This window comes from Streptomyces luteogriseus, from assembly GCF_014205055.1.
Taxonomy (GTDB): domain Bacteria; phylum Actinomycetota; class Actinomycetes; order Streptomycetales; family Streptomycetaceae; genus Streptomyces; species Streptomyces luteogriseus.
Window position 1 is genome coordinate 2,016,823 of sequence record NZ_JACHMS010000001.1, and the last position, 10,740, is coordinate 2,027,562.

At 73.4% G+C, this 10,740-nt stretch carries 7 protein-coding genes; 2 read left to right on the plus strand and 5 right to left on the minus strand.

All coding sequences use genetic code 11. From position 1 onward, the window contains the following. Window positions 1-6: 6 nt before the first annotated feature. From BJ965_RS08955 to BJ965_RS08960, 3 genes are all read right to left on the minus strand, one after another. The gene (locus BJ965_RS08955) at window positions 7-1,068 is read right to left on the minus strand and encodes a peptidoglycan recognition protein family protein (RefSeq protein WP_184908189.1); all 1,062 of its coding nucleotides are present in this window, start codon (window positions 1,066-1,068) and stop codon (window positions 7-9) included. A gap of 439 nt (window positions 1,069-1,507) precedes the next feature. Then, window positions 1,508-1,639 (minus strand): hypothetical protein, encoded by a 132-nt coding sequence (locus BJ965_RS39870; protein WP_281402873.1) that lies wholly within the window; start codon window positions 1,637-1,639, stop codon window positions 1,508-1,510. A gap of 304 nt (window positions 1,640-1,943) precedes the next feature. After that, window positions 1,944-2,831 (minus strand): NAD(P)-dependent oxidoreductase, encoded by an 888-nt coding sequence (locus tag BJ965_RS08960; protein ID WP_184908190.1) that lies wholly within the window; start codon window positions 2,829-2,831, stop codon window positions 1,944-1,946. 317 nt (window positions 2,832-3,148) lie between these two features. Here BJ965_RS08960 and BJ965_RS08965 point away from each other — a divergent pair, with 317 nt between their 5' ends. Further along, entirely contained in the window at window positions 3,149-3,736 is a 588-nt protein-coding gene (locus BJ965_RS08965) for a maleylpyruvate isomerase N-terminal domain-containing protein (RefSeq protein ID WP_184908191.1), read from the plus strand. Between the two features lie 254 nt (window positions 3,737-3,990). Here BJ965_RS08965 and BJ965_RS08970 read toward each other — a convergent pair whose 3' ends face one another. After that, a complete protein-coding gene (locus BJ965_RS08970; protein ID WP_184908192.1) occupies window positions 3,991-6,399 on the minus strand; it encodes a BTAD domain-containing putative transcriptional regulator in 2,409 nt (802 codons plus the stop codon). A 230-nt stretch (window positions 6,400-6,629) separates the two neighbouring features. Further along, window positions 6,630-7,304 carry an NADPH-dependent FMN reductase gene (locus tag BJ965_RS08975; RefSeq protein ID WP_184908193.1) on the minus strand — a complete coding sequence of 225 codons (675 nt, stop codon included), beginning with the start codon at window positions 7,302-7,304 and terminating at the stop codon, window positions 6,630-6,632. Between the two features lie 176 nt (window positions 7,305-7,480). Between BJ965_RS08975 and BJ965_RS08980 the strand changes: the two genes are divergently transcribed. Beyond that, the gene (locus BJ965_RS08980; RefSeq protein ID WP_184908194.1) at window positions 7,481-10,723 is read left to right on the plus strand and encodes a BTAD domain-containing putative transcriptional regulator; all 3,243 of its coding nucleotides are present in this window, start codon (window positions 7,481-7,483) and stop codon (window positions 10,721-10,723) included. Window positions 10,724-10,740 lie beyond the last annotated feature (17 nt).

The following is a 10,740-nucleotide window of genomic DNA, read 5'->3' on the forward strand; positions in this document are numbered from 1 at the left end:
CGGTGCTCAGGTCTCCTTCCAGACGAGCACGGTCAGGACGGCGCTCGCGACGGTGACCGGCACCGCGGCCTGGTTCAGCAGCCGTACCCGCATGCTGCGGCCCGACGCGATCCGCTTCGTCAGGGGCAGGACCGCGAAGGTGCCACCGCCCGTCCCGACGATCTCGTGGATCGGGTGGTCCGCGCGGTGCTGGTCGCCCTGGTACTCCGACATGCGCGCCTGGACGACGGCGCCCGCCGGGAGGCCGTCGATGTGGAGGCCGAGCGTTCCGCTGAAGCGGGCCGGACCGCGGGCGAAGACGCTTCCGCCGGTGGCGTGGTCGCCGGTCTCGTCGGTCCACTCCGCGGTGAACTCGACCGAGTCCCAGGCGCCGGGCGCGAGTTGGTACCGCGCCGTGACACCGAGATTGACGTACTGGGGCATGGGGTCCTCTCCTTCCCACCGGCCCGCGGGGTGGGCCAGGGCATCGGCGACGTCACGGCGGAAGCCGGCCATGTCGAATCCGCGCGGGTCGACCTTCCAGTCGCTCCATTCCAGATGGCCGATGGCGCTCTTGGGGCCCCAGCCGTGGGCGCGGCAGATCGCGGCGGTGGCCTTGACCATCGCGAGGTACTGGGCGGGCGGCCACGGGTCCTTGCCGTCGCCCTTGTTCTCGCACTCCCAGCCGTAGAACCGGGCGTTGCCGTCGACCGCGCCGGCCGAGCCGTCGTGCTCGTGTGTCGGGGGCGGATACGTGCCGTACGACTCGCCGATGACGGCGTTGAGCACGTCGCCATCGCCGCCGCCGGCATGGTTGGCCCGGCCGTTGCCCGTGAGGTGGACGACGCCGTCCTTGGTGATGCAGCCGGTCGCGAGCGGGCCGGGCAGGGCGCTGTGACCGTTGAAGATCAGCCCGACGACGTTCGTACCGGGTCCGGTGACGGTGTGGTGGATCACCACTCCGTGGACGGGGCCCCAAGGGCCTTTGTGGTTGCGGTTGTTGGTGCGCCAGCCGGCGACTTCGTGGACGGCGCAGCCCTCGGCCTTCAATGCGGCGACGAGCCGGGCGGCGGTGAGCGGGGTGGCCATGAGTCAGTCCTCCGTTCCGGCGCCTGGGTGCCGGTCTGAAGACGGTCCGATCATCTGGGGAGCGTGCCTGGTCTCGGAGCTTGCCCGTGGCGGCGTGCCGGTCGTTGCGGCTCGCCGTCCGGGGGCCCTCACCATTCTCGCGCCGCTCGCCCCGCCGCTCGCCTCGCCGTGCGCCACGTCGGCAAATTCGGCGCGATTACGACGCTGCCGGACCAGGGGGCGTGGGGCCCGGGGGTCCGGTGGACGCCTGGTCCGGGGCGAACAGTCACCGCACGGGTGTTTCGAACAACGTCACCGACCCCGTCATCGAGCGGTCCATCGGCATCCGCGCCCCGTTGTGCGGGACTGACGGAACCGTCGACCGGACCCCGCACCGCGGCGCACCCGGCCGGGTGCCGCTGTTCTGCCGGTGGTTCGAACGGGACGGGTGCACCCAGGTTCAGTGCGGTGGGCAGGATCCAGCGTCGCACTCGTCCCCGAGTGCGGTGATCTCGTCCGTGCTCTGCAGACGTGCGAGGTCGGACCACACCTCCCCGAGGAGGGCAAGGAGTTCGACGGCGTCCTCGTCCACCGGCGGAACGGGCTGGTGGCCCCACCCGCCACCGGTCGTGAAGTGCGCGGTCGGTTCACTGGTTCAGCCCGAGGACGTGCTGCCCGGCCGCTCTCCCTCTGCTGCCATCAACTCTCCTCGGATCACTGCCTCGTTCAGCCGATCCGGTGATCCAAGCGCATGCCGGGAGGGCGGGGCGATCGGGCGGGTCTGTCATCACGCCGCCGGGCGCGAGGTCGCCCTGGTGGCGCCGTGGACGTCGGTCGCGCCCGGCGCCTCGTAAAGGTGGAGCCGGTGCACGCGAAGCCAGGACCGAGCCCGGTGCTCACCGCTCGGGGCGGCGGTACGCCTTCACGACGCTGGCGTAGCTGTTCCTGGCGTGGCCCTGGGCGATGATGCCCTCCATCAACGCCTCGGAGTACTTCGGCAGTTCGGTGTCGACCCCCAGCGCCTCGGACTCCTCGACGAGGTGCTTGAGTGCGCCCAGGTGCGTCTCCAGGGTGGCGTCGTTGGCCGGGAAGCTCTCATCACCGGCGTCGATCTGCGCGGCGTAGTCGGCGGTGAACATCTTGATGGCGTCGAGCCACATGTGGGCCCACGGCAGGAACTCCTGCGCCTTGACGCCGCCGGTCTCCACGATGGCCACGCCGTGCAGGAAGCTGTTGAGGGCGCCCCACATCAGGCCGAGCAGCGACACGTCGAACAGGGCGGGCTTGCCGTGGTCGGTGCCGAGGTAGGTGGTGCCGCCGCCGAGGAGTCTCAGCACGGGCTCGTGCAAGTCGAAGACGGCCCGGTCGCCCGCGTAGAAGAGAACGGAGGTCTCGGCGCCGATGCCGGGCGGGGTGATCATGATGGCGCCGTCGAGGTACCGCGCGCCGTTCTTCTCCGCCCAGTCGGCGGTCTGCCGGGCCTGCTCGGAGGAGCCCGTGGTCAGGTTGACGAGGGTCTTGCCGCGCAGGGCGTCACCGAGCGAGCCGATGACGTCGTGCACCACGTCGTACGTCGACACGCAGACGATCACGAGGTCGCTCGCGGCGACGGCGTCGCCGGGGTTCGCGGCGAGGACCGCGCCGTCGGCGACGAGGCCGTCGGCCTTGTCCGCCGAGCGGTTCCACACGGTGGTGGCGTGACCCGCCTTCAGGAAGGCTGCGGCCAGGGCCTGACCCATCAGGCCGAGGCCGAGCACCGACACCGAGGCGTGGTTGTCACCCATGAATCTGTTCCTCCAGTACGAAAGTGGTGTGCTGAGCGAACCGGCACTCAGGGCGTGCCGGTGAAAGAGGTGTTCCGGGGCGTCGACTCAGAGGAAGACGGTGCCGGGCTCCGGGCCGATCAGGACGCGGCCCTGGAGTTCAAAACCTTACTGAAGGGCTTGAGGAAATGAGTAAGAGCCCACTCATCGCCCGATCATCACTTTCTTACCTGCTGAAAGGGAAAGGGATATGACGTGCACTTACCCGGCAATTACCGAGCACTGGCCGGGACATTATCGACCGGTGCCCACAAAGGCCCGTATGGGAATATCTCGGCATGACTCATTCATGGCCAGAACTCGTACGGGCGGCGGCCGAGGACACCACTTCGGCACTCGAGAAGGGAGCCGGTCAGGACTGGCGCGGGAAGGCGGGCGATCTGGACTGGAGTTGTCGCGAGACCCTTTCGCACATCGCGCTGGGGGTGGTGGGGTACGCGGGTCTGCTCATCGCCCGGCCCACCGACCGCTACATCACCCTGTTCTCCTCGATCGACGCTCACGCTCCGGTCCCGGCCGCCCTGGAGGGCATCCGGATCGCGGGCACGCTGCTCGCCGGCACCGTCGGCGACACCCCGCCGGAGGTCCGCGCCTGGCACCCGTACGGTCATTCCGACGCGGCCGGCTTCGCCGCGATGGGGGTGCTCGAACTCGTCGTCCACGGGCGGGACATCGCGCAGGCGGTAGGCGTGGACTACACCCCGTCGGACGATCTGGCGGCGCCCGTGGTCGAGCGGCTCTTTCCCGACGCGCCCACCGGCCACTCCCCCGCCGAGACCCTGCTGTGGTGCACCGGGCGCGCCGCGCTGCCCGGGCTGCCGCGTCACGGCGCCTGGCGCTGGGACGGTCGGGTACGCCAGGCCTGAGGCCGCTGCCGCCCCTTCGCGGCTCCTCGCCCGGTCATCACCGCGCTACGACGGCCCCGGACCCCACCACGGCCGCCCGGACCGCGCCACGTCCGCCCCGGACCCCACCCTGGCCTCCCGAACCGCGCCACGTCCGCCCCGGACCGCGCCACGACCGCGCCGGACCCCACCAAGGCCGCCCGAACCGCGCCACGACCGCCCCGGTGATCGCCTCGCCCCGCCACGCGGACGGCGCCACCCGGCCGACCCCGTCCTCACACCGCCCGTCGTCCGGGGCGGACCTCGACCGGCTCGGCCGCCTTGCCCCGGAACCCGGCGTGGATCCGGCCCGACGGTCTCGCCCGCTCCTCCTGGCGGCGGGGGCGGCAGTCCAGGGAGGGCAGGGCGGCGCGCCGCGGCTGGGGAGCGGCGGCCGGCTCGCGCAGGCGCGGCAGGGTCAGCCGGCCGGTGTGCTCGCAGGCACTGCCCCAGAGGGGCCTGCGGCGCAGCAGGTCGGCATGGCCGCACGCGACGACCAGCAGCGCTCCGGTGCCCGCGCCGCTCAGGCTCTCCGCCCAGTCCAGCACCACGTCGTGGGCGAGGTGCAGATCGTCCAGGCAGAGCACCACGGCGCGGTGACGTGCCTCGTGCGCGATCACCTCGCCCCAGGCGGTGAGCAGGTCGGCCCCGCGCCCGGCCGGGCCGGGTCGGGGTGCAGGGCACAGTATCCGCAGGAGCCTCGCGGCATCCACGTCGGAGTCGACGGCGGAGCGGACCACGGCTCTGATCCGCTGCTCCGGCGGGTCGTGCCGCGTCCCGTGCCGCGGCGCCCACGCCTCCAGCAGCGCGGCCGCGACACCGGCGGCGTCCCGGCCGCCCCTCGGAACGCGCGGCCGTACGACCCGCACCCCGCCGGCGTCGCCCGTGACGCGGCGCTCGAACCGGGCGAGCAGGCGGGACGTTCCGGCCCCGTGATCGCCGAGCACCGTCAGCATGGAGGGCACATCATGGTGGCGCGAGTAGTCCAGCAGGTTCTCCAGCAGGGCGAGTTCGGGTGGGACCCCGGGGTCGGTGCCGTGCCCGGCGGGCCCGTCCGGGCGCAGGGCCCGGGCCCTGCGGATGCCGGGTGTGCCGTCGGGGACACGGGTCGTCTCGTCGTAGGTCACCCACGCGCCGGTGTCGCCGGCCACGGCCTCGCTCACGTACAGCTCGCCCTCCGGGACGCCGGAGAGCAGCCCGTGCGCCGTGTCGAGCAGGGTGCCCACCACCGAGACGGCGGCGCCCGGGTCGTGCGGGTCGTAGCGCACGATCGCCTTGCCGGAGATCACCACGGCACGCATCACCATGCCCGCCCGTTCGGCCAGCCGGTCGCGGGCCGCGAAGGCGGCGCGTACCGCGTTCAGCGACGCCTCGGGGCATTCGGACCGCAGCCCGAACAGTGCGGCGCACAGCCCGCCCATCGAGCCGACGACCGTCCCGGAGCGGTCCTCGACCGTCTCGGTGAGCACGGTGACCGCGTCGTGCAGGGAGGTGTCCAGCCGTTCGCTCCCCACGGCCGTCGCGTCCCCGGCGGACTCGGTGCACAGCACGAGCACGCACACGTCGCGGCGCTCGGCGACCGGGCCGCCCCCCTCGGCGACGCCGACTCCCGTTGCCGGGCCCTGCTGTTCGCCACTCTCCACGGCGCCGTACGCGGACGCCGGGCCGGGACGGCCCCCGTCCTCCGCGGCGCCGGCGGTCAGGAGAGCGGGCGCCCGCTGGAGTTCGGGTGCCGTGACGTCCGGACCGGCCACCCCGGGGGCGCCGGTGTCCGGGGTGATCCGGACCGGGGCTCGCACGGCATCCGTGTACCCGGCCGCGAGCCGTCCCGGCGCGCTCGTCTGGGGGGCGCCCGGCTCCGCGCGGACCCCCGTGGAGAAGGCCAGTGCCTGGTCGTGGCGCAGGATGCGGTGCTGCAGGGTCTGCAGGGCGGTGGACGGTTCCAGGCCGTACTCCTCCACCAGGGCCAGCCGTACCCTGCTGAACACGCTCAGCGCCTCCGCCTGCCGCCCGCAGCGGTACAGGGCGAGCATCAGCTGCCCGCAGAGCCGCTCCCGCAGGGGCTCGGCCCCGGCGAGCGAGGCGAGTTCACCCAGCACGGCATGGTGGCGGCCGCATGCCAGCTCCGCCTCGAAGCGGTCCTCCATGGCGTCCAGGCGCAGCTGCCGCAGTGCCGTCAACTCGGCCCACTTCACACCCTGTTCGGCCAGGTCGGACAGGGCCGGGCCGCGCCATTCGGCCAGGGCCTCCCTCAGCAGCCCGGCGGCCTCGGCCGCCTCACCCGCGTCCAGACGCGCCCGGCCCGCGGCCACGGCGCGCTCGAAGCGGGTCGCGTCGAGCTGCTCGGGGGCGACGCGCAGGACGTAGCCCGGTGCCCGGGTGAGCAGCCGGGGCGCCTCGTGCCCCTCGCCGTCACCGCTCTCCAGCAGGGTGCGCAGCCCCCATACGGCGTTCTGCACCATCTTGCGTGCCGTGACCGGCCTCGCGTCCTCGGGCCACAGGGCCTCCAGAAGCCGGCTGGTGGCGACCACCTGGTTGGCGTGGAGGAGGAGCAGTCCGAGGACCGCTCTCTGTTTGACGCCCCCCAGCGGCAGACTGCGCCCGCCGCTCACCACGTCGAGCGGTCCGAGAACCTTGAATTCCACGCCTACCCCCGTACGTCGAACACCCGTGATCAGTCATGGCAGGCGCCGCTGCCCACCCGAGCGGCGCTCGCCGAGCGGACGCCGCGCAGTACCGCCTTCGGCCACGTCGTCGAGACGCTGGTCCCCCGGAGAAGTGACCGCCGGGAAAACCCGCACCTCGACGTGCGGTCGGAGACGCCGGGACAGCGGCCGGTACGCGCCGGCCGCGCCTCCGTCGCGCGAGAAGCGGATCAGCCGGAGCGCGTCGGGCTCGGGACCGCCGAAACGCCGGAACCACTGGCCGTCCATGGCGCGTTGCGCTCCTGTCCGTTCACCTGGGGTACGTGGTAGCCGCACTCCGCCCGGGCCCGGTGCAGCACACCGGCCCACCAGCTCAGGCGGTCGAACATCAGCCGGGCCGACACGTCCCAGTCGTCGGCGGCGGCCAGGGCGCCGTCGGGGCCGAGCCGCTCCCAGTAGTTGTGGAAGCTCACGGTCTCGCGCACCGGGACGGCGTGGACGTCGCCGAAGACCTGGCGCAGGGCCGCCACCGCGCACAATCCGCTGGAGGGTCCGCCGTAGGAGAGGAATCCGACGGGTTTTGCGTGCCATTCCGTGTCGTACCAGTCGATCGCGTTCTTCAGGGACGCCGGGAACGTCTGATGGTGCTCGGGGGTGACCACCACGAACGCGTCGGCCGCCTCCAGCCAGGGTGCGAGGTCCTTGACGGCCTGGGGCCGGGGCGCCGACGGGTCGGCGGACATCACGTCGGGCAGCCAGGCCGTGGCCAGGTCTATGACGTCCACGTCGAAGTCGGGCCGCAACCGCGCCCGAGAGGCCAGCCATTCCGCCGCGACGTGCCCGAACCGGCCCTTTCTGATGCTGCCGATGATGATCGCCAGCCGCAGTCGTTCATTCTCGGCCATCCGCCCCCGCCTTCCGCCCCGGTGCCGTACCGCATTCCTCCGGGGAACCCTGCTACATGCCGCTTCGGATTCGCTTCGGACGACTTCGGAAACGCTGCGGGGACGGTCCTTCGGGACGGTGGCCCAGCCCTTTTCGTCGCACGTCGCGCCGGTCTGCGCCCGGTTACGCTGGGATCATGGAATTCGGGGTGCTGGGGCCGCTGGAGGTGCGCACGGACGAGGGCCGCGTCGTGCGGGTCCCCGAAGTCAAGGTGCGCATGCTCCTCGCGGACCTGCTCGCCCACCGCGGGCAGGTCGTCCCGGCTGCGCGGCTCATCGAGGACCTGTGGGGCGGCTCGACGTTCACGGCCCGGCCGGCGGCGTCGCTCCAGGCCAAAGTCTCCCAGTTGCGGCGCGCGTTGGAGGACGCGGAGACGGGCGGCCGTGAACTGATCGCGCACCGGCCGCCCGGATACGTCCTGGACGTCCCGGCCGGAGCGCTCGACGCCGGGCGGTTCCGCGACCTGGTCGCCCGGGCCAGGTCCGGCGCGGACCACGTGGCGCGGGCGGCGCTGTACAGCGAGGCACTGGCGCTGTGGCGCGGCCCGGCCTTCACCGAGTTCGCCGACCAGCCGTCCGTGCGGCCGACCGCGGCGAGTCTGGAGGAGGAGCGTCTGACGGCGGCGGAGGAACACGCCGGGGTGCGCCTGGAGTTGGGTGAGCACAGCCTGCTGGTGGGCGACCTGACGGAGCTGGTGGAGCGGTATCCGCTGCGCGAGGGGCTGCGGGGCGCGCTGATGCGGGCGCTGTACCAGGCGGGGCGTTCCTCCGACGCGCTCGACTGTTTCAACGATCTGCGGCGCCGGCTCGACGAGGAACTGGGGCTGACACCCGGCCCGTCCCTGGAGGCGCTGCAGCAGGCCATTCTGCGCCACGATCCGGTCCTGACCGGACCGGAGCAGCCGGCGCCGTCCGTGGCGGGGGCGCAGACGGGGCCGGGTCCCACCGGTTCGGCCTCACCTCTGGTGGGCCGCGAGCAGGACCTGCGGGCGATCCGGGCCCTGCTCCTACAGCGCCGCCTGGTGACGCTCACCGGCCCGGGCGGTGTCGGCAAGACCCGCCTCGCCCGGGCCACGGCGGAGAGTCTGACGGGCGCGTTCGGCGGGGGCACCTGGCTCGTGGAGCTCGCGGACGCCGGGGGCCTGGAGCGGTTCGCCGGCGCGGAGGCGCTGGCCGAGCAGGTGATGGCGACGCTGGGCATCCGGGAGAACACCTCGGACGACGACGCCAGGGGCCCGGCGGACCGCCTGGCGAACGCCCTGGCCGGGCGGCGGCTGCTGCTCGTGCTGGACAACTGCGAACACGTCGTGGAGGCCGTCGCACAGCTGACCGGCCTGCTGCTGAGCCGGGCCCCCCACCTGCACGTCCTGACGACCAGTCAGGAATCCCTGCGCACCCGGGACGAGACGGTGTACCCGGTGACGCCGCTGTCGCTGCCCCCGCAGGACGCACCGGACCTCGACGCGCTGACGAGCGCGGGCGCCGTACGCCTCTTCGTGGACAGGACCAGGGCGACGGACCCGGAGTTCTCGCTCGACGCCACCACCGCTCCCCTGGTCGCCGACGTGTGCCGCCGCCTCGACGGCATCCCGCTCGCCCTGGAACTGGCCGCCACCCGCGTGCGGTCGCTGGGCATCCGGGAGCTGCACGACCGGCTCGACGACCGCTTCACCGTGCTCAACAGCGGTTACCGGGACGCCCCGTCACGCCACCGAACGCTGCAGGCCACGCTGGACTGGAGCTGGTGCCTGCTCGACGACCGCGAACGGACCGTGCTGCGCCGGCTGTCGGTGTTCGCCGAGGGGTGCGGGCTGCGGGCCGCGGAGGATGTGTGCTCCGGCGGCGGCGTGTCCCCGGCCGACGTCCTCGACGCGCTGAGCCTGCTCGTGGAACGCTCCCTGGCCGTCCGCACCGAAGGGCCGCAGGGCCCGCGCTACCGGCTGCTGGAGTCCGTCGCGGTCTACGCGCGTGACAAGCTCGCCGAGTCCGGTGAGCACGCCGGGACCGCCGCCCGGCATCTGCGCCACTGCGTCCGCCTCGCCGAGCGGGCCCGGCCGCATCTGCACGGGCGGGACCAGTCCCGCTGGTTCCCGTACCTGGACCTGGAGGCGGCCAACGTGCAGCGGGCGCTGGCCGAGGCCGGCCGGGCCGGGGCCGCGCAGGAGGCACTGAGCCTGGTCAACTCGCTGACCTGGTACTGGTACGTCCGCGGCCGGCTGGGCGAGGCCCGCAGGGCGCTGGCGACGGCCCTGGACACGGCGGGCGAGGCCGCGCCCGAGGAGCGCCTGGAGGCGGAGTTCTGGTACGCGGGCATCCGTCTGCTGCTCGGCGAGCAAGAGCGGGAGTGCGCCGTCCTGGCGGAGTATCCGCCCGAGTCCTCCCTGGAGTCGACGCGGGCGCAGTGGTTCCTGGCGCACGCGCAGTGGACGGTGGGGGCGCTGGTCGAGGGCGAGCAGCGGGTCGAGCGGGTCCTGGTCCGTTTCCGTACCCTGCGCGACGCGTGGGGCACCGCCGCAGCGCTGACCACCCGCGCGTGCTTCGCCCTGGCCCGCGGGGACCTGGAGTCGCTGCGCGGCAACGCCGAGGAGGCCCGCGTCCACTTCGCGGAACTGGGCGATCTTTGGGGCCGGTTGAAGACGACGGACGTGCTCGGCAGGCTCGCCGAGATCAACGGCGACTACGACCTCGCGGCCCAGCTGCACCGGGAGAACCTGCGGATCGCCCAAGCCCTGGAGACCTGGCCCGAGATGTCCACGAAGCTGTCCGGGCTCGGCAGGATCGCCCTGCTCACCCAGCGCTACGACGAGGCCGACGACCTGCACGCGCGCGCCCTGCGGATCGCGGCCGGGCAGGGCAACCAGCCGGCCGAGCAGTTCGCCGCGCTGGGCCTGGCGCTGAGCGCCCGCCGCCAGGGCCGCCTCGAGGCCGCCGAGGAGTGGCTGCGCCCCTGGCTCGCCTGGAACCACCGCCGCGGCGACGGCCCGGGACTGGCTCTGGTCCTCGCGGAGTTGGGCTTCATCGCCGAACAACGCGGCGACGCCGCACGAGCGTTGGACTACCACCGGGACGGCCTCGCGGCCGCCGCGGCGACCAAGGACCCCCGCTCGGTCGCCCTGGCCCTCGAAGGCCTGGCGGGCGCGTACTCCCTGTCCGGCGCCCCGGAACGGGCGACCCGGCTCCTCGGCACGGCGGCGACGGCCCGCGAGCGGGCGGGCGCCCCCCAGCCCCCGGCGGAACGGGGCGACGTGGAACGCATCGCGACCCGCCTGCGCGCCACGATCGGCGGGACGGCGTACGACCGCGAGTTCACCGTCGGCACCGTGGGCGACCACGAGAGCGAGGCAGCGGCGGAGTCGGCCCTCAGGCCGGAGACCTGGTGACGGATCCGCTCACGCAC

Excerpts from the sequence above, each read along its gene's own strand:
- BJ965_RS08955 (WP_184908189.1), bottom strand. The coding sequence starts at position 1,068 with ATGGCCACCCCGCTCACCGCCGCCCGGCTCGTCGCCGCATTGAAGGCC.
- BJ965_RS08960 (WP_184908190.1), bottom strand. The coding sequence starts at position 2,831 with ATGGGTGACAACCACGCCTCGGTGTCGGTGCTCGGCCTCGGCCTGATG.
- BJ965_RS08965 (WP_184908191.1), top strand. The coding sequence starts at position 3,149 with ATGACTCATTCATGGCCAGAACTCGTACGGGCGGCGGCCGAGGACACC.
- BJ965_RS08975 (WP_184908193.1), bottom strand. The coding sequence starts at position 7,304 with ATGGCCGAGAATGAACGACTGCGGCTGGCGATCATCATCGGCAGCATC.
- BJ965_RS08980 (WP_184908194.1), top strand. The coding sequence starts at position 7,481 with ATGGAATTCGGGGTGCTGGGGCCGCTGGAGGTGCGCACGGACGAGGGC.